Annotated in this window: 3 protein-coding genes; 1 reads left to right on the top strand and 2 read right to left on the bottom strand. The window is 76.0% G+C overall.

Annotated elements, in window-relative coordinates; genetic code table 11:
• Positions 1–151 precede the first annotated feature (151 nt).
• The gene (locus F1734_RS21625; RefSeq protein ID WP_010593280.1) at positions 152–667 is read left to right on the top strand and encodes an arsenate reductase/protein-tyrosine-phosphatase family protein; all 516 of its coding nucleotides are present in this window, start codon (positions 152–154) and stop codon (positions 665–667) included.
• Here the strand turns inward: F1734_RS21625 and F1734_RS21630 are convergent.
• Together F1734_RS21630 and F1734_RS21635 are read right to left on the bottom strand one after the other, a co-directional pair.
• Entirely contained in the window at positions 638–2,275 is a 1,638-nt protein-coding gene (locus F1734_RS21630; RefSeq protein ID WP_010593281.1) for a tyrosine-protein kinase domain-containing protein, read from the bottom strand. The genes F1734_RS21625 and F1734_RS21630 overlap by 30 nt on opposite strands.
• Positions 2,275–21,144 carry a non-ribosomal peptide synthetase gene (locus F1734_RS21635; protein ID WP_203011031.1) on the bottom strand — a complete coding sequence of 6,290 codons (18,870 nt, stop codon included), beginning with the start codon at positions 21,142–21,144 and terminating at the stop codon, positions 2,275–2,277. The genes F1734_RS21630 and F1734_RS21635 overlap by 1 nt, the downstream gene beginning before the upstream one ends.
• Positions 21,145–21,151 lie beyond the last annotated feature (7 nt).

Genomic DNA, 21,151 nt, shown 5'->3' on the forward strand with positions numbered 1-21,151 from the left:
CCGCCTTCTGATCGTGTTTTGCGCCGCACAGCCTCCCCCGGCGCATCCCGACCGCCCGATGCTACCGAACGGTCCGGACAGACCCCCGGCCGAATCGGACATGCGGCCCGGGAACCGGACGAACGACCCTTCGGCTGCCTACGATCGAGCGATGCGGGTTCTGTACGTCTGTACCGGAAACATCTGCCGATCGCCCACCGCCGAGCTGTTGACCACCGCCTTCGCGAAGGAGGCGGGCCGGGGTGAGCTGTCCGCCCACAGTGCCGGCACCCGCGGCATGGTGGGCCGGCCCATGGAGCCGACGGCGGCGCTGGTGCTGCGTCAGCTCGGCGGCGAACCCGACGGCTTCGTCGCCCGGCGTCTGTCGCCGCGCATCGCGCAGGACGCCGACCTGGTGATCACGATGGCCGAGTCGCATCGCGGGGCCGTGCTGCAGTCGGCGCCCCGGATGCTCAAGCGGACGTTCACGCTGCGTGAGGCCGCGCGGCTGCAGCAGCTCAGCGGCGCCGAGACCGTCACCGAACTGGCCGCGGCCCGGGCGCAGTTTCCCGCGCCCGGGCCGGAGGATGTGACCGATCCGATCGGCCGCGACGAGGACACGTTCGTCGCGGTCGGGACCGAGATCGCCGATCTGCTGCTACCGCTGCTCGCCCGGATCCACGACTGATCCGTTGCGCGGGCCCGGCAGGGGCGACGGCGCGACGGGCCGGGATACCGCCGTCGGCACCGACTGCTGGTGGGCGGGCTCGGCGGAGTACGCCTGCGGGGTCCGGTAGTGCTGCCCGGCCTGCGCGTCGCCGGGACCCTGCTGTTCCGGCCGGTACGGTTCCGGCCGGCTGGGCTCGCCCCGGTGGCGACGGCCGCCGGTGGGTTGCGCGGCGGGCTGGGCGGGCGCGTCCGCGGCGGCCTTCTTCACCGCCGGGTCGGACTCGTAGTAGTAGCGGTACTCGTAGGCGCCGCGTCCCTTGTTCGGCGTCATCGTGATGATCGTGCCGAGCAGGTGCGCGCCGGCGCTGCCGAGGTTGCCGACGGCGCGGCTGAGCTGCTCTCGGGTGGTCTTGCCGTGGCGCGCGATGAGCAGTGCGCCGTCGGTGGCCGCGGCGAGCACGACGGAGTCGGTGACGGGCAGGACCGGCGAGCCGTCGATGATGACGTACTCGAAGCGCGCCCGCAGGTCGTCGAGGACGTGCTTGGCGGTGTCGGAGCCGAGCAGCTCGCTGGGGTTGGGGGGCAGCGCCCCGGAGGCCAGCACCCACAGGCCCTGGTACTGGCTGGGCTGCAGCACGTCCTCGAGGCCCGCCTGGCCCGAGAGCACGGTGCTGAAGCCGACGTCGCCGACGACCCCGAGGTACTTCGACACCCGTGGCCGGCGCAGGTCCCCCTCGACGAGCACGACGGAGTGACCGGCCTCCGCGAGCACCAGGGCGGTGTTGATGGCGGTGGTGGTCTTGCCCTCGGCGGGCAGGGCGCTGGTGACGACGATGACGCGCGGCGGGTTGTCGACGTCGAGGAACTTCAGGTTGGTGCGCATCTCCCGGTACGCCTCGGCGCTGCCGGAGTTCGACTCCTGGAAGGCGATCGCCGCGTGCTCCTGCCGTTCCTTGTCGAGCGGGACGGTGCCGACGAGGCCGGTTCCGGAGAGTTCCTCGACCGTCTTGCGGTCCTTGACGGTGTTGTCGAGCCGGTCGCGCAGCACCGCGAGCGCGATGCCGAGGAGCAGGCCGACGGCGAAGCCGAGCGCGAGGTTGCGCTTCGTCTTCGGCGAGACCGGGGTCGCCGGGGTGTCGGCGTGCTGCTCGACGACGACCCGCGCGGTGGGCTCACCGCCGTTCTCGGGGGTCTCGAGCTCGCGGGCCATCACGACGAACTCGTCGGAGAGGGCGTTGGCGAGGTCCCGGGCCCGTTCGGGCGACGCGTCGTCGACCTTGACGTCGACGAGCACGGTGTCGGGCGCGGACGACGCGGTGACCTTCTCCGCCAGCTGCGACGACGTCAGGTCGGACAGGCCCAGCCGGTCGAGGGTGCGCTGCGCCAGCGTGGTGCCGGTGAGCAGCTTCGTGTAGGAGGCGACGCGCTGCTGCGAGAACAGGTTGCCCTGGTAGATCTCGTTGACCGAGGCCCCCGACGAGGTGGAGACGAACAGCCGGGTGCTCGCCTGGTAGATCGGGGTGGTGAGCAGGGAGGCTCCGAGCGCACCGAGTACCGCCACCACGGTCGTCACGGCGACGATCTTCCATCGCGCCTGCAGGATGCGTAGGTAGTCGTGTACTTCCATTACGGTGTCTCCCTCGTTGCTGTGACACTGTCGGTGCGCCCCACGGGCGCGGAAATCTGTCGTGCGGTCAGGTGCCGGGCGAGCGCGGGGCCGATCACGGCCAGCGCGCCGGGGGTGGTCAGGTCGGCGTGCGGGTAGGGCACGTCGTGCTCGGTGACGTGGCCGCGGACGTGCCGTCGCCAGCTCGCCGCGAGGTCGGGTCCGGCCGGTCCGTCGGGGCGGGCGCGGAACAGCAGCGCGTCGCCGTCGAGGACGCGGGGGGTGTGCGCGGTGACGGCCTCCTCGAGGGCGGCGCCCGCGGCGAGCGCCCGCTCCCGGATCTCGGCGACGAACGTCGACGGCAGGCCGGGCACCTCGAGTTCGACGACGGGTTCGTCCGGCAGGGCCGCGACGTCGGGGAGGGTGTCGGGGGTGAGCGTGTCGAGCAGGATCAGCGACGCCACCTGCTGCCCCGCCTCGTGCAGCTGCACGGCCATCTCGTGGGCGACGGTTCCGCCGAGCGACCAGCCGAGTAGGTGGTAGGGGCCTTCGGTCTGGACGGTGCGGATCCGGTCGACGTAGCGGGCGGCGAACTCGGCGACGGTGCGCGGCAGCGGCTCGAGCCGGGTGGCCTGCAGCCCGTACAGCGCGACTCCGGGCAGGTGCGGCGCGAGTCCCGTGTAGCACCAAGACATTCCGCTGATCGGGTGGACGCAGAACAGCGGGGTGCCGTCGGGGCGTCCCGCGAGCGGCACCAGGGTGGCGAGCGGGTCGGTGTCGTCACCGCCGTGGTCGATCCGGTCGGCGAGGTCGGCGACGGTCGGCGCGGTGAGCAGCCAGTCGAGCGGGACGTCGCGGTCGAGCGCGGCCCGCAGGTCGGCGGCGACGGCGACGGCGCCGAGCGACGTGCCGCCGAGATCGAAGAACCCCCGGTCGGCGGACACGGGCCGGTCGAGGTGCCGGGCGAACACCTCGGCGACCACCTCGGCCGTCAGGCCGGCGGGCGGCACGAAACCGTGTGCGGGGACGCCGAAGTCGGGTCGGGGCAGCGCGGCGCGGTCGACCTTGCCGGACGGCAGCAGCGGCAGCGTGTCGACGACGGTGATCGCGGCGGGCCGCAGCGGCCGCGGCAGGTGCGCGGCCGCGTGGGCCCGCAGCGCGGCGGCGTCGGCGCCGCCCTGCACGTAGGAGACGAGGACGGTCTCGCCCGTGGGGCCGGGCACCGCGACGGTGACGGCGGCGTCGACGTCGTCGGCGGCGGTGAGCACGGCGTCGATCTCCGCGGGTTCGACGCGGATGCCGTGCAGCTGGATCTGCTCGTCGACGCGGCCGAGGACGTCGAGTTCGCCGGCGGCGGTGACGCGGGCGAGGTCGCCGGTGCGGTACAGCCGCCCGCCCGGCGCGCCGTACGGGTCGGCGACGAATCGTGTTGCGGTGAGCCCGCTTCGGCGGTGGTAGCCGCGGGCCAGGCTCGGCCCGGTCACGTACAGCTCCCCGATCACCCCGGCCGGGACGGGGTGCAGGCGCGCGTCGAGGACGTGGGCGGTGGCGCCGGCGACGACGGTCCCGGCGGTGGGCCGGGCGCCGGGTGCGAACGGGCCGCCGAACGACACGGCGATCGTGAACTCGGTGGGCCCGTACCCGTTGAGCAGCCGGTGCCGCTGCCAGCGTTCGACGACGGGCGCGGTGAGCGCCTCGCCCTCGGACAGCACCGTGACCGGGCGCGGCAGCGCGTCCGGGTCGAGGGTGGCCAGCACGGAGGGGGTGGCGACGACGTGGGTGACGTGCTCGGCGGCGATCAGCTCCTGCAGCGCCCCACCGGCATACACGTGGTCGGGGGCGACGACGAGGGTCGCGCCGTGCGCGTGGGCGACGAGCAGTTCGAACACCGCCGCGTCGAAGGTGTGCGACGCGGCCTGCAGCACCCGGCTGCCGGGCGTGACGCCGAGGACGTGCGCGTCGGCGACGGCGGTGAGGCCGCGGTGCGGCACGGCGACGCCCTTGGGGGCGCCGGTGCTGCCGGAGGTGTAGATCAGGTACGCGGTGTCGTCGGGGTGCGGCTCGGCGGCGACATCCGGGGCATCGTCTTCGGACTCGCCGGCGGTCAGGTCCAGCCAGTCGATGCCCTCCCCCGCCGGGGCCGCGCCCGGCACGGTCAGGCCGACGGTGGCGCCGCTGTCGCGCAGCACGGTCGCGACGCGCGCGGGCGGCTGCGCCGGGTCGACGGACACCCACGCCGCGCCGGCCTTCGCGACGGCCCACACCGCGAGCGGCCAGTACTCCCCGCGCGGCACGGCCACCGCGACCACGCCGGTCACGCCGCGGGCGCGCAGCCGCGCGGCGACGGCGGCGGCGCGGGCGTCGAGCCCGGCGTAGGTCCAGGCGACGGTCCCGGCGCGCACGGCGATGGCGCCGGGGTGGGCGCGGACGGTGGCGGCGAGGATCTGCGGCAGCGTCCGCGGCGGCGCGGCGGACGCGGTCAGCGGCGCGGGCGCGGGGACGGCGAGATCGCCGACGGCGACGGCGGGGTCGTCGAGCGCGGCGCCGAGCAGCGCGAGGTACTCGTCCAGCAGCGCCTCGGCGGTGCCGGCGTCGAACAGGTCGGTGGCGTACACGAGACGCACGTCGACGCCGTCGTCGCCGCGGTCGGTGACGTCGACGGTGAGGTCGAACTGGGCGGCCGGGGTGCCGGCGTCGAATTCGCGCACGCGCAGCCCGGGCAGCTGGGGCAGGTCCTGCCCGGCGGGCACGGTGCGGTGGGCGAGCAGCACCTGGAACAGCGGGTGGTGGGTGCCGCGGGCCGGCGCGACCCGCGCGACGACCTGATCGAACGGGACGTCCGCGTGGGCGAGGGCGTCGAGGTCGGTGGCGCGGACGCGGCGCAGCAGGTCCGCGAACGGCTCGGCGCCGTCGACGGTGGTGCGCAGGGTGAGGGTGCCGACGAACATGCCGACGAGGGCGTGCAGGCGCGGGTCGGCGCGTCCGGCGACGGCGGTGCCGACGGCGATGTCGGCGCGGCCGCTGCGGCGGGCGAGCAGAGCGGCGAGCACGGCGTGCAGCACCATGAACCCGGTGGCGTCGTGGGCGCGCGCGACGTCGCGCACGCGGCGGTGGGTGGCGGCGTCGAGGTGGGCGGTGACAGCGCCGCCGACGTGGCTGGGCCGCGCGGGCCGGGGCCGGTCGGTGGGCAGCGGCAGCGGCGTGTCGGGCAGACCCGCGAGAGTCGTTGCCCAGTGGTCGAGTTGGCGGGCGGCGAGGCTGTCCGGGTCGGCGGGGTCGCCGAGCAGGTCGTGGTGCCAGCGGGCGTAGTCGCGGTAGCGGACGGGCAGCGGCCACCAGATCGGGGCGGAGCCGGCGACGCGGGCCGCGTAGGCGTGCTGCAGGTCGGTCAGCAGCGACGCGACCGAGCCGCCGTCGAACGCGATGTGGTGCACGGCCGCGGCGAGCACCCGTTCGCCGGCGCCGAGGTCGATCAGCCGGATCCGCAGCGGCGCCTCGGCGGTGAGGTCGAACGGCGCGGTGAACACCTCCGTCACGGCGGCGGTCACGTCGGTGCCCGGAACCGTCTCGAGCACAGGCGGATCCACCAGGGTGGCGACGCCGTCGGGGTAGGCGGTGCGCAGCACCTCGTGCCGGTCGGCGACGTCGCCGACCGCAGCGGCCAGCGCGGCGGTGTCCAGGTCGCCGCTCAGGTGCAGCGCGACGGGCACGGTGTACGCGGCGCTGCGCGGTTCGGCGCGGCCGAGCAGCCACAGCCGCTGCTGCGCGGGGGCGAGCGGGGTGGCGGTGTCGTCGTCATAGCGGCGCAACGGGATCCGGGTGGTGTCGCCGTCGCGCAGGTGCGCGGCGAGCGCCGCGAGTGTGGGGGCCTGCAGGACCGCGCGGGCGGGCACGTCGACGCCGAAGGCGTCGGCGAGGCGGGCGGCGAGGACGACGGCGGACAGCGAGTCGCCGCCGGCGGCGAGGAACCCGGCGTGGATGTCGGGCCGGGCGCCGAGCACGCTCTCGGCGACGGTGACGACGAGGTCCTCGACGTCGGTGAGGGGCCGGTCGTCGGCGGCGTCGTCGCGGACGGTGTCGAGTTCGTGCAGGGCGGCGACGTCGAGTTTGCCGTTGACGGTGGTCGGCAGCTGCCGCAGCAGCCGCAGCCGGGCCGGCATGCGCTGCGGGGGAACGATTTCGGCGAGACCGGCCCGCACGCGGGTGTCGTCGACGTCCGGGTCGGCGGCGGCGAAGGCGACGAGCGCGCCGCCGGAGACCAGCACGGCAGCGTGCCGGATGCCGGGCTGCGCGAGCAGGGCGGCCTCGAGTTCGCCGGGTTCGATGCGCACGCCGCGGACCTTGAGCTGCCGGTCGGTGCGGCCCCGGAAGGCGAGGGTGCCGTCGGGGCGGCGGTGCACGAGGTCGCCCGTGCGGTAGCGGCGGGTGCCACCAGGTGCGGCGACGAACCGCTGCGCGGTGAGGCCGGGGGCGCCGAGGTAGCCGAGGGCCACGGACGTCCCGGCCAGGTACAGCTCGCCGACGGCGTCGTCGGGCACCGGGCGCAGCCGCGCGTCGAGGACGTGCGCGACGGTGCCGGGGACGGGCCGGCCGATGCCGCCGCGGCCGTCGACGTCGGCGAGGGTCGCGACGATGGTGGCCTCGGTGGGTCCGTACGCGTCGAGCATGTGCCGGGCCGCCGCACCCGAGCCCTGGGTCCAGCGGGCGGCGAGCGCGGGCGGCAGGGTTTCGCCGCCGGAGGCGACGACCCGCAGGTCGGGCAGCTGCTGCGGGTCGAGGGTGCCGAGCACCGCGGGGGTGGACAGGTAGTGGGTGATGCGCTGGGTGCGCAGCAGGTGCTGCAGGTCCGCGCCCGCGTACACCTCCGGCGGGGCGACGACGAGGGTCGCGCCGGTGGTGTGGGCGAGCAGCAGCTCGAGCAGGGCCGCGTCGAACGCCGGGTGGTAGCCCTGCAGCACGCGGTCGCCGGGTCCGACGCGGTAGCGGCGGGCGGCCTCGGCGGCGAGCGGCGCGAGACCGGTGTGGGTGACGGCGACACGTTTGGGAGCGCCGGTCGAACCGGACGTCGACACGACGTACGCGACGTTCGCCGGGGCGGGCTCGCCGGCGGCACCGGTGGAGGTGGCACTCGTGGCGGCGGCACTGGTGGAGGCGGCGCTGGTGAAGGCGGCGCCGGTCTTGGTGATCGCCCACAGCCGCAGCACGTGGTCGAGGCCGCGGGGCCGATCGATCGGGATCACGGTGCCGGGGCCGGCGCCGGCGGCGCGCAGCTCGTCGGCGAGCGCGTCGGAGCGGGCGTCGAGTTCTCGGTAGGTCAGGGCGATCTCGCCCTCGCGCAGCGCTTCCCGGTCGGGGTGCGCGGCGGCGGTGGCGCGCAGCAGCTCGGGCAGCGTGCGGGCGGGCGCGGGGTCGGCCCCGGTCAGCGGCGCGGCGGGCGGGGCGACGGGCAGGTCGCCGACGAGCGCGTCGGGTGCGGCGACGACGTGCCGCAGGACGGCGACGAATCGGTCGGCGAGCCGGCGCGCGGTGGGTCCGGCGAACCGGGACGCGTCGTGCACGAGGGTGCCGGTGTAGCCGTCCGCGGCGGGCGCGAGCGCGAACTGCAGGTCGAACTTCGGTGCGCCGGCCAGGACTTCCTGCGCCTCGACGGTGAGGTCCCCGATCCGGACGGGGTCGAGGGTGAAGTCCTGCAGGGCGAGCGCGACCTGCGGGGCGCGGCCGGACAGGCCGGCGAGGATCTGCTCGTAGGGCACCCCGGCGTGGTCGAGGGCGGCGACGTCGAAGTCGCGGACCTGCGCGAGCAGCCCGGCGAACGGCATGTCGGGTTCCACGCGGGCGCGCAGCACGAGAGTGTCGAGGAACGGGCCGACGAGCTGTTCGACCTGCGCCCAGCGGCGGGCGGAGACGACGGCGGCGACGGCGACGTCGTGGCCGGCGCCGACGCGGGCGAGCAGCACCGACAGCGCGGCGTGCAGCACCATGAACTCGGTGGCACCGTGGGCGCGGGCGAGCGCGGCGATCCCGGCGCGCACGTCGGCGGGCACCTCGAACGCGACGGTCTCCGCCACTGCCTCGGAAGTGGTTGTTTCCGTAGGTAGTTCGACGGGGTCGAGGCCGTCGAGGGCGCGTCGCCAGTGCGCGACGTCCGGCTCGGGGATCCCGCGGGTCTGTTCCCATAGCGCGTAGTCGGCGTACTGCAGCGGCAGCGGCTCCCACCGCGGCGGCTGCCCGGCCGCGCGGGCGGCGTAGGCGACGGCGAGGTCGCGTAGCAGCGGCGCGAGCGACGCCCCGTCCGCCGCGGCATGGTCGACCGCGAGCCGCAGCCGCCGGGCGCTTCCGGCCTCCTCGAGGTCCCAGTGGACACCGCGGTCCGCGAGGACCTGGTGCGGGCCCTGCTCGTCGACGACGATGCGGGTGCGCAGGATCTCGTGCCGCGCCACGACGTCGCCGAGCGCGGCCTCGAGAGCGGGCACGTCGAGGGGTCCGGTCAGGTGCACGTCGGCGCGCAGCCGGTAGGCGTCGGGGTCGAGGCGGCTCAGGCCCCACAGGCGGCGTTGCGCCCGGCTCAGCGGGATCCGGTCGGGGCGGGGGTGGACGGGCACCGGCCCGGTGTCGGCGTCGAGTCCGCCGGCGTCGAGCGCGGCGGCGAGGGACTCGACGGTGGGGTGTTCGAAGATCAGCCGCAGCGGCACCGCGGTGCCGGTCTCCTCGCGGAGCCGGCCGACGAGGACGGTGGCGAGCAGCGAGTTGCCGCCGACGGCGAAGAAGTCGTCGCCGCGGCCGGGGTCGGTTCCGGTCAGTTCGCCGAAGATCCGCGCGACGAGGGTCTCGGTGTCGGTGCCGGGTTCGTCGCGGCCGCCGAGGTCGGGCGCGGGCAGCCGCGCGACGTCGAGCTTGCCGTGCGCGGTGCGCGGGACCGCGTCGAGCGGCACGACGGCGACGGGCACGAGGTGGGCGGGCAGGCTGCGGCGCAGCTGCCGGCGCGCGTCGTCGGCGTCGACGCCGGCGGGCACGACGTAGGACACGAGCGCCCCGTCGCGCACGATGGTCGCCGCCTGCCGCACCCCGGCCACCCCGCGCAGCGCGGCATCGACCTCCCCCGGCTCGATCCGCACCCCGCGGAGCTTGACCTGATCGTCGCTGCGCCCGACGAACCGCAAGGCGACTCCGTCGCCGGTGTGTCCTTTGGGCTGCCCTGGCCGCCCAAAGGACACACCGGCCCAGCGGGCCAGGTCGCCCGTGCGGTACCGGCGACGACCGCCGGCCGCGGCGACGAACCGGGTCGCGGTGCGGCCGGGATCGCCGCGGTAGCCGTCGGCGAGCCGCTCCCCCGCCAGGTACAGCTCCCCCGCGACGCCGAGGGGCACGGGCCGCAGCCGCTCGTCGAGCACGAGGGCCTCGACCCCGCGCACGGGAGTGCCGATCACGACGTCCGCGCCGGGCGTCAGCGGCGACGAACAGGTCGCGAAGACGGTCGCCTCGGCGGGGCCGTACCCGTTGTAGAGGCGACGGCCCGCGCCCCACCGCGCGACGAGCTCGTCGCGCACGGCCTCGCCGCCGAGCATGAGCACCCGCAGGTCGGGCAGCGCGCGCGACGGCACGGTCGCCAGCGCCGACGGCGTCAGGCAGGCGTGGGTGATGCGTTCACCCCCGAGCAGGTCGGCGAGGGCGTCGCCGCCGTAGGCGTCGGCCCCGGCGACGACGAGGGTCGCGCCGGACGCCCCGGCGACGAGCAGCTCGAGCATCGCCGCGTCGAAGCTCGGCGACGCGACGTGCAGCATGCGGTCGCCGGGCGCGGCGGCGAACAGTTCCGCCAGGTCCTCGACGAGGGCACTGACGCCGCGGTGGGTGATGCTGACGCCCTTGGGGTTTCCGCTGGTGCCGGAGGTGAACACCAGATAGGCGGGCGCGCCCGGATCCGGGTCGGCCACCGCGACGGCGCCGTCGCAGGTGTCGGCGACGTCGAGCCAGGTCACGGCGGCGGGCAGCGACCCGAGGTGCGCGGCGCCGGTGACGCCGACCCTCGTGCCGGCGAGCATTCCGGCGAGCCGCGCGGCGGGCTGGGCCGGGTCGACGAGCATCGGCGCGGCCCCGAGGCGCGCGATCCCCCACACGGCGACGACGGCGTCGAACGAGCGGGGCAGGGCGCACGCGACGGCCGCGCCGGGCCGGACGCCGGCGGCGTGCAGCCTCGCGGCGAGCGCCTCGGCGCGCGAGAGGAGTTGCGGATACGTCAGGTCCGTGTCGCCGTCGCGCACGGCGACACCGCCGCCGCCGCGGGAGGCGCCGTCGGCGAGCCACTGCCACAGCGTGCGCGCCGGGGCGGGCTCGGGCCCGGCGGCGGGGACGAGCGCGGCCCGCTCCGGCTCGGTGAGCAGGTCGATGTCGCCGATCCGCACGGCCGGGTCGGCGACGACGGCACGCAGGATCGCGACGTACCGGTCGGCGAACGCGGCGACGGTGCCGGCGTCGTACAGGTCGGTGGCGTAGACGAAGTCGAGGTCGACGTCGGTGCCGGTCTCGGTGACGACGAGCTGGAGGTCGAAGTTGGCGTGTTCGTCGGCCACCGGCAGCACCCGCGCGGTCAGGCCGGGCAGCTCGAACGCGTCGACGGTGGGGCGCCGCAGCGACAGCGCGACCTGGAACAGCGGGTGCCGGGCGGGGTTGCGGGCCGGGTTGAGGCGCTCGACGAGGGTCTCGAACGGCGCGTCGGGGTGGGTGTAGGCGGCCAGGTCCCGGGCGTGGACGTCGGCGAGCAGGTCGGCGAAGCCGGCGTCCGGGTCGACGGGCGTGCGCAGCACGAGGGTGCCGGCGAACATGCCGACGAGGTCGTCGAGCTGCGGGTCGCCGCGCCCGGCGACGACGGTGCCGACGGCGATGTCGCCCCCGGCGCCGTGCCGGGCCAGCAGCACGGCCAGCGCCGCGTGCAGCACCATGAACGTCGTCGCGCGGCCCTCCCGCGCGAGCCGCGAGACCCCCTCGGCGACGACGGGATCGACCGTCGTGCGGTGGGTGGCGCCGCGCCCGGTGGGGCGCGCGGGCCGGGGCCGGTCCCCGGGCAGGGTCACCTCGTCGGGCAGGCCGGCGAGCACACTCGTCCAGTGTTCGAGCTGCGCGTCGACGCCGGCGCGCTGCCAGCGGCTGAAGTCGGTGTACTGCACGGGCAGCGGCGCCCACCGCGGTTCGTGCCCGGCGAGGCGGGCGGTGTAGGCGTCGACGATGTCGCGCAGCAGCGGGGTGAGCGACCATTCGTCGGCGGCGATGTGGTGCACCACCACCGCGAGCACGTGCCGCCGCGGCGCGAGCCGGTACAGCCGCATCCGCACGGGCGGCTCGTCGGTGAGGTCGAATCCGGGGGCGGCGAACTCGCGGACGAACTCGTCGAGTCCGTCGGCGGGCACGGCGACGGGCTCGAGAGCCGGTCGCGCGGCGGGCCGCACCACCTGCGCGGTGGGGTCGGGGTAGACGGTGCGCAGGGTGCGGTGCCGGCCGAGGACGTCGGCGACGGCGGTGGTGAGCGCGGCGACGTCGAGCCGGCCGTCGAGGCGCACCGCGAACGGCAGGTTGTAGCTGCCGGATTCGGGGTCGAGCCGGTTGACGAACCACAGCCGCTGCTGCGCCGGGGACAGCGGCACGGGGGTGTCGTCGCCGGCCGCGACGAGCGGGGCGCGGCGGCGGGGTGTGCCGGCGCGGGCGGCGAGCAGGGCGCCGAGGTCGGTGACGGTGGGGGCGGCGAACACGTCGCGGACGGTGACGTCGACGTCGGCGATGTCGGCGAGGCGCCCGGCGAGGCGGGTCGCGAGCAGCGAGTTGCCGCCGAGGTCGAAGAAGTCGTCGTCGGCGCCGACGGGCCCGGCGGCGAGCAGTTCCCGGTACACCTCGGCGACGAGGTCCTCGAGCGGCCCGTGCGGGGCGAGGCCACCACCGGGTGCGACGGTGGGCGCGGGCAGCGCGGCCCGGTCGAGTTTGCCGTTGGCGGTGCGGGGCAGCGCGTCCAGCGCGACGGCGGCGGCGGGCACGAGGTAGTCGGGCAGGGTGCGGCGCAGCTCGCGCAGCGCCGCGGTGGGCGTGCCGCCGACGAGGTAGGCGACGAGCCGGTCGTCGCGCAGCACCACCACGGCCTGGGTGACGCCGTCGCAGCGCAGCAGCGCGGCCTCGATCTCGCCGGGTTCGATGCGGTAGCCGCGCAGTTCGAGCTGGTCGTCGGCGCGGCCCCGGTGGTGCAGCACGCCGTCGCGGCCGCGGCGGCCGAGGTCGCCGGTCCGGTAGCGGCGGGTGCCGCCGGGCGCGGCGACGAACCGCGCGGCGGTGAGGGCGGGGCGGTCGCGGTAGCCGCGGGCGAGTTGCGTTCCGGCGACGTAGAGTTCGCCGACGGTGCCGGGCGGGGTGCGGCGCAGCGACCGGTCGAGGATCTGCACGTCGAGCCCGGGCAGGGGCCGGCCCACGCCGGGCCGGTCGGCGGGTCCGCGGGTGACGTGCACGGTGGTCTCGGTGATGCCGAACATGTTCACCGCGCGCACGTGGGGCCGGTCCGCGAGCCACGGCCGGACCTGCTCGGGGTCGAGGGCCTCGCCGCCGAAGATCAGCAGCCGCACCGTGTTCAGCGGGGTGTCGACGGTGGCGAGCTGGTGGAACGCGGTGGGGGTCTGGTTGAGGACGGTGACACCCTCGCCGTCGAGCAGCGCGGCGAGGGCGCCGGGGTCGCGGGCGGTGTAGTGGTCGACGACGACGAGCCGGCCGCCGGTGGTGAGCGCGCCCCACATCTCCCACACGGAGAAGTCGAAGGCCGGGGAGTGGAACAGCGTCCACACGTCGCGCGGCCCGAACCCGAACTCGGCGGTGGCGGCGAACACCGCGGCGGCCGCCTCGTGGCTCACGAGCACGCCCTTGGGGGTGCCGGTGGAGCCGGAGGTGTAGATCAGGTACGCGCCCGCCCCGGCCGGGACGGTCGCGTCGTATCCCCCGCCGCCGTCCAGGCGTTCCCGCAGGTCCAGCGAATCCATCTGCAGCACAGGCGCATCCGTGTCGACCGCGAAGCTCGTGTCGCACAGCACCGCGGCGGGGGCGGCGTCGTCGAGCAGGGCCCGCAGCCGCGCCGGCGGGTGGGTGACGTCCAGCGGCAGGTACACGGCGCCGGCGCGGGCGACGGCGAGGATCGCCACCACCAGGTCGAGCGAGCGGGGCAGCGCGACGGCGACGACGTCCTCGATGCCGAGTCCGCGCTCGGCGAGCAACGCCGCGAGCGCCCCGGAGCGGGCGTGCAACTGCCCGTACGTCAGGGTGTCGTCGCCGTGGGTGAGCGCGATCGCCTCGGGCCGGCGCCGCGCCTGGTCGGCGACGAGCGCGGGCAGCGTGGCCGTCGCCGGGTCCGTCCGGGGTGCGGAGGTGTCGCCGTCGGGGCCGAGCAAGTCGATGTCGCCGATCGCGGCGGCCGGGTCGGCGGTGACGACGTCGAGGATGCGCAGCAGGAACGGCGCCCACCCCGCGACGGTGTCGTGGTCGAACAGGCCGCGGTCGTAGGTCAGCACCCCGTCGAGGCCGGTGGGGGTGCCCGCGTCGGAGCGGTTCTCACGGACGGCCACCTCGAGGTCGAATCGGGCCGTGCCGGTGGACAGCTCGCGCACACCGGTGACGTCGGGCAGGTCGAGCCCGTCCAGCGCGAAGGACTCGTAGGCGAGCATCACCTGGAAGATCGGATGGTGGCCGGCGGTGGAGGCACCGAGCGCGTCGACGACCCGGTCGAACGGCACGTCGGCGTGGGCGAACGCGTCGAGGTCCACGCGGCGGGCGTCGGCGAGCAGTTCCGCGAACGTCGCGCGGGCCGGCACGGGCAGCCGCAGCGCGACGGTGCCGACGAACATCCCGACGACGTCGTCGAGCATCGGGTCGATGCGCCCGGAGACGGCGGTGCCGACCGTGACGTCTTCGGTGGCGGCGAGCGTCGCGAGCAGCACGGACAGCGCGGCGTGCACGACCATGAACGTCGTCGCGTCGTGGGCGCGGGCGAGTTTGTCGACGGCGGCGTGCAGTTCGGCGGGCACCGAGAAGGTCACGCGCCCGGCGGTGGAGTCGCCGTCGCCGCGGGGCCGGTCGGTGGGCAGGGCGAGCAGCGGCGGGGCGCCGGCGAGGGTGCGGGTCCAGTGGGCGAGTTGCCGGGCGGCGAGGCTGTCGGGGTCGGCGGGGTCGCCGAGCAGGGTGTGCTGCCAGCGGGCGAAGTCGCGGTAGGTGACCGGCAGCGGCGGCCACGCGGGGCTGCGTCCGTCGCGCCGGGCGGCGTAGGCGACGGCGAGGTCGCGGCCGAGCGGCAGCAGCGACAGGCCGTCGACGGCGACGTGGTGCAGCACCACCGCGAGGGTGTACCCGGCGGCGGTGCGGTACAGGCGGGTGCGCAGCGGCGGGTCGACGGTGAGATCGAAACCGGCGCGGGCGAAGTCGGCGACGTCGAGGTCGGTGGCGTCGAGATCGGTGGCGTCGAGATCGGCGGACGCGGCGTGCGGTGCGAGGTCGAGGTCGATGCGGGGCAGCACCTGCTGCGCCGGGCCGTCCGGGCCGTCGGGGTGCACGGTGCGCAGCACGGCGTGCCGGGCGAGCACGTCCGCGGCGGCGGCCGCGAGGGCGTCGAGGTCGGTGCCGGCGTCGAGGTCGACGACGAACGCGATGTGGTCGCCGGGGGCGGCGTCGGCGACGTCGAACCGGTTGGCGAGCCACATCCGCTGCTGGGCGGGGGCGAGCGGCACCGGCCCGGTGTCGCCGGTCGGCAGCAGCGGCAGGCGTTCGCCGCTGAGCGGATCGGCGACGGCGGCGGCGAGACCGGCGACGGTGGGGTGCTCGAAGATCTCCCGCACGCCGACGCGGTGGCCGGCGACGGTGCCGAGCCGCGCGGCGAGCTGGGTGGCGAGCAGCGAGTTGCCGCCGAGCGCGAAGAAGTCGTCGTCGGCGGCGACGGCGGGCAGGCCGAGCAGGTCGGCGACGACCCCGGCGACGAGTTCCTCGGCGGCGCTGCGGTATCCGGCCGGGGCGCCGGGCGCGACGACGGGCGCGGGCAGCGCGGCGCGGTCGATCTTGCCGGTGCTCGTCAGCGGCAGCGCGTCGAGGACGGTGACGGTGGCGGGCACCATGTGCCGCGGCAGCCGCGCGGCCGCGAACTCCCGCAGCTCGGCCGGGTCGAGGCGGGCGGTGTCGGGTCCGTGCACGTACGCGGCGAGCGCGTCCCCCCGCACGACGGTGACCGCGGCGGCAACCGCCGGATGCCCGGTGAGGGTGGCGTCGATCTCGCCGAGCTCGATCCGGAACCCGCGCAGCTTGACCTGATGGTCCACCCGCCCGACGAACTCCAGGGCGGCTCCGCCGCCGGTGCGTCTTTTGGGCTGCCCTGGCAACCCAAAGGACACACCGCTCCAGCGCACCAGGTCGCCCGTGCGGTACATGCGACCACCGCCGAACGGCGACGCGACGAACCGGCTCGCGGTCTGCCCGGGCATGCCGAGGTAGCCGCGCGCGACGCCCGGCCCGAGCAGGTACAGCTCCCCGACCACGCCGACGGGTACGGGCCGCAGCCGCGGGCCGAGGACGAGGGCGGTGACGCCGTCGAGGGGGCTGCCGATGGTCAGCCGCTCCCCCGGCACCAGCGGCGCGCTGGCGGTGGCGAGGACGGTGGTCTCGGTGGGCCCGTACACGTTGAGCATGGTGCGACCGGGCGCCCAGCGGGCGGCGGTCTCGGCCGGCCACGCCTCCCCACCGACGGCGAGCACCCGCAGCGCGTCCAGCCCCGCCGGGTCCAGCAGGGCCGGCACCGCGGGGGTGGAGAACCAGTGCGTGATGCGTTCGGCGCGCAGCAGTTCCAGCAGTTCGTCGCCGCCGTACACGTCGGCCGGCGCGACGACGAGGGTGCCGCCGGCCGCGGCAGCCAGGAGGTATTCGAGCACCGACGCGTCGAACGCGGGCGACGCGAAGTGCAGCACCCGCGCCTGCGGGTCGAGGTCCATGCGACGACGCAGCGCCGCGACGAGCGGTGCGAGCCCCCGGTGGGTGACGACGACGCCCTTCGGCGCGCCGGTCGAGCCGGAGGTGTAGACGAGGTACGCGGCGTGGTCGGGCCGCAGCGGACGCACCCGGTCGGCGTCGGTGATCGCCCCCGACCGCGCGGCTCCGGCGTCCGGGTCGATCCGGGCGACGCCGTCGGGCAGCGACGTGCCGGGCCGGGCGACGGCGTGTCGCACCTCGGCGTCGGCGAGCAGGCGGGCGATGCGCGCGGCGGGCTGGGCGGGGTCGACGGGCACGAACGCCGCCCCGGTCAGCGCGACGGCCGCCACCGCGCGCACCGACTCCACCGACCGCGGCAGCAGGATCGCGACGCGGTCCTCCGGCCCGAGCCCGCGCTCGAGCAGGTGCCACGCCAACGGTGTTGCGGCCGGGATCAACTCGATCGGCGCACCGCCCGGCGCGACGACGTGCAGCGGGTGCGCGGCGAGCAGTTCCGGCAGCGTCGCGACCGGCCCGGCCGGGGCCACGACGATCTCGGGGGCCCCGACGTCGAGATCGCCGACGGGTGCGTGCGGCGCGGCGACGGCCGCGTCGAGCACCGCGTGCAGCCGGGCCACCGCGGCGGCGACCGTCGCGCGTTCGAACAGCCCGCCGTCGTAGATCACCCGACCGGCGAGCGAGCCGTCGGGCAGCTCCCGCACCGCGAGCTCGACGTCGAATCGGGCGCGGCCGGACGGGATCTCCTCGACGCGCACCCGCAGGCCGGGCAGGTCGAGGTCGGGCACGGCGACGTTGTCGTAGGCGAGCATCACCTGGAACGGGGCGAAGCCGAGCGTGTCGACGACGCGGTCGAACGGCACCGTCGCGTGCGCGTACGCGTCGAGGTCGGTGCGACGGGCGGCGGCGAGCAGGTCGGTGAACGACGTGGCCGGGTCCACGTCGAGCCGCAGCGCGACGGTTCCGACGAACATGCCGACGAGGGCGTCGAGGTCGGGGTGCTCGCGGCCGGCGGTGCCGGAGCCGACGGCGACGTCGCGCCCGCCGGTCCACGTCGACAGCCACACGGCGACGGCGGCGTGCACGGCCATGAACGCGGTGGCGTCGTGCGCGGCGGCCAGGCGGCGCAGCGCCTCGAACCGCGCGGCGGGGACGGCGAATTCGAGGGACTCGGCCGGTTCGGGGCTGCCGGTGCGGGGACGGTCGGTGGGCAGGGTGGGGGCCTCGCCGAGCCCGGCGAGCGCGGTGGTCCAGTGCGCGAGTTCGCGGGCGGCGAGGCTGTCGGGGTCGTCCTCGTCGCCGAGCAGGGCGCGGTGCCAGCGGGCGTAGTCGGCGTACTGCAGCGGCAGCGGCTCCCACCGCGGCCCGTGCCCGGCGGCGCGGGCGGTGTAGGCGGCGGCGACGTCGAGGGTCAGCGGCACGAACGACGCGCCGTCCATGGCGATGTGGTGGGCGACGACGGCGAGCACGTGCCGGTCCGGTCCCACCCGCAGCAGGCGCGCCCGCAGCGGGATGTCGGTGGTGAGGTCGAACGGTGTGGCGGCCCACTCGGCGATCAGGGCGTCCACGTCGGCGGGGTCGACGGGTTCGGCGTCGAGGTCGGGCAGCACCTCGGCGACGGGCCGGACGTGTTGGCGGGGGCCGGGTTCGGTGAACACCGTACGCAGGATCTCGTGCCGGCCGAGGACGTCGCCGAGCGCTTCGTGCAGCGCGTCCGTGTCGAGGGTGCCGTCGAGGTGCAGCGCGAACGGCAGGTGGTAGGCGGCGGTGTCGCCGTGGGCGAGTAGCCACAGCCGGCGCTGCGCGGGGGCGAGCGGGGCGGGCGTGTCGTCGGCCGAGCGCGACGGGGCCGGCACGGTCGCCGCCGGTCCGGCGTCGACGGCGGCGGCGAGCGCGGCGACGGTGGGATGGTCGAACACGTCGCGCAGGTGCACGTCGCGGCCGAGGGCGGCGCCGAGCCGCGCGGCGAGCTGGGCTGCGCCGAGCGAATGTCCGCCGAGGGCGAAGAAGTTCGCGTCGGCGCCGACCGTCTCGACGCCGACGATCTCGCACATCAGCCGCGCGACGAGGGTCTCGGTGGGTCCGGCGGGCGCCCGCGAGCCGGTGGCCGTGTCGACGGCGGGGGCGGGCAGGGCGCGACGGTCGATCTTGCCGCCCGGGGTGAGCGGCAGCGCGTCGAGCACGGTGATCGTCGCGGGCCGCAGGTAGGCGGGCAGGCGTTCGGCGAGGCGGGCGTGCACGTCGTCGGGCAGTACGTCGCCGACGACGTAGGCCGCGAGGGTGTCGCCGTGGACGACGACGGCCGCGCTCGCGACCCCGTCGAGCCCGGTGAGCGCCGTCTCGACCTCGCCGGGTTCGATGCGGTAGCCGCGGATCTTGACCTGCCGGTCGGCGCGCCCGACGAACTCCAGGACGCCCCCGCCCTCGGTGTGTCCTTCGGGTTGTCCTGGCAGCCCAAAGGACACACCGCTCCACAACACCAGGTCTCCCGTGCGGTACACGCGGCCGAACGGCGACGCGACGAACCGGGCCGCGGTCAGCGCCGGGTCGCCGAGGTAGCCGCGCGCGACGGCCGGCCCGCCCAGATACAGCTCGCCGACCGCGCCGACGGGCACGGGCCGCAGCCGCGCGTCGAGCACGAGCGCCGTCACGCCGTGGACGGGTGCGCCGATGGGCACGCCCCGACCCGGGCGCAGCGGGTCGCTGAGCGTGGCGAGGACGGTGGTCTCGGTAGGCCCGTACGCGTTGAGCATCGTGCGCCCGCGCGACCACCGGTCGGCGACGTCGACCGGCAGCGCCTCCCCGCCCGCGTCGAGCATCCGCAACGCCGGCAGGTCGTTCTCGGGCGTGACGGCCAGGACGGCGGGCGCGGTGATCGCGTGGGTGACGGCCTGCTCGCGCAGCAGCGCGGCCAGGTCCGGTCCGCCGACGACGTCGGGCGGGCAGATCACCAGGGTGGCGCCGGCGGCGAAGGCCAGCAGCAGTTCCTGCAGCGACGCGTCGAAACTCGGTGCGGCCAGGTGCAGCACGCGCGAGTCGGCGTCGGCCGCATACCGCGCGCGCAGCGTCGCGACGAGTCCGGCGAGCCCGCGGTGGCTGACGGCGACGGCCTTGGGGGTGCCGGTGGAGCCCGACGTGTGGATCACCCACGCGAGGTGCTCGGGGTGCAGCGGACGCACCCGCTCCCCCACCTCGAACGGCGCCGACGACGTCTCGCCGTCGCCCGGATCGACGCGGGTGACGCCGTCGGGCAGGGCGACGTCGTCGCCGCACACCGCGACGGGCACGTCACGCAGCAGCTCGGCGAGCCGCAGCGCCGGGGTGCCCCGGTCGATCGGGGTGTAGGCGGCGCCGGCCTTGGCGACGGCCCACAGCGCGATCACCGAGGCGGCCGAGCGCGGCAGCAGCACCGCGACCCGGTCGTCGGGTCCGACGCCGATGGCAATGAGCTTGCGCGCGAGCGCAGTTGAACGCTCGTCCAGTTCCCGGTAGGTGAGCGGGACGGCGCCGTCGCGCACGGCGACGCGGTCCGAGCCGGCGTGCGCGGTGAGCACGTCGGCCAGCAGGCACCCGCCCTCGGCCTGCGGGCCGCGCGCGGGCACGAGGCCGGCGAGTTCGTCGGGCGTCGCGAGCGGCAGATCCCCGACGGCGTGCTCGGCCGACCGCGCGAACGCGCCGAGGAAGTCCAGGAAGCGGCGGTGGTGCCGGGTGAGCGTCTCGTCGCCGTACAGCCGCGGGTTGGCCTCGAAGTCCACCCGCACGCTGCGCCCGGCGATCCCGGCGTACACGTTCACCGACAGGTCGTCGACCGGGCCGGTGGAGAGCAGGTTGTACTCGCCGGAGATGTCGCCGTACGCGTATGCCGGGTTGAACATCATCAGGTTCACCACGGGCCCGAACGCGCTGCGCGTCTCCCGGTGATCGCCGACGGCGTGCAGGTCGCGCAGCATGTCCTCGTACCGGTACCGCTGGTGCCGCAGCGCCCCGGTCAGCTCCACCTGCACGCGCCGCACCAGGTCGGCGACGATGACGTCGGGTTCCACGCGCACCCGCAGCGGCACGATGTTCGAGATCGAGCCGGCCGAGCGGCGCAGCGGTGCGGTGGTGCGGGCCGAGACCGGCAGGCTCAGCGCGACGTCCGTGGCAGCGCTCATGCGGGCCAGGTACGCCGCGAAGGCGGCGACGACGATCGGCACGTCGGTGGAGTTGGCGCTGCCGGCCAGGTCGGCCACGGCGGCGGTCACCGTGGCGGTGAGTTCCGCGCCGGCGTGCCGGCACGGCATCGTGGGCGCGGCGGATCCGGGGGCGAGCGTGACCGGCGGCGGCAGGTCCACCAGGCGCTGCGCCCAGTGCTCGCGGTCGGCGGCCTGCCGCGTGCTGCCGACGTAGGCGCGCTCGTGCTCGGCGATCTGCTCGAGGCTCAGCGCCCGGATCGGCGGCGGTTCCTCCCCGCGCGCCCACGCCGTGTACAGCTCGGCGCTGCGGCCGAGCATCACCATGCCGCCGTGCCCGTCGAGGGCGAGGTGGTGGATGTAGGTGAACAGGTAGAAGTGCTCGTCGGCGAGCTGGATCAGGGTGGTGGCGATGAGCCGGTCGCGCAGCGGGTCCACCGGACGGGTGTACGTCTCGTCCATCCACCGTCGCGCCTCGGCCTCGGGATTGTCGTGGCCGCGCAGGTCCAGGTAGCCGGGGTAGTCGTCGACGTCGGGGATCACCCGCTGGCGGGGCTCGCCGTCGACCAGCTCGAGGAACAGGGTTCCGGATTCGACCTCGCGGGCGGCCTGGTTGCAGGCGGCGCGGATCAGGTCGGCGTCGAGCGGGCCGTGCAGGTCCAGGTACTGGGCGATGGTGAACGGGACGTCCGGGGTGAGCTGCTGAGCGAACCACAGTCCACGCTGACTCGTGGACATGGCAAAT

Origin of the sequence: Rhodococcus ruber (genome assembly GCF_016804345.1) — a bacterium.
GTDB lineage: Bacteria > Actinomycetota > Actinomycetes > Mycobacteriales > Mycobacteriaceae > Rhodococcus > Rhodococcus ruber.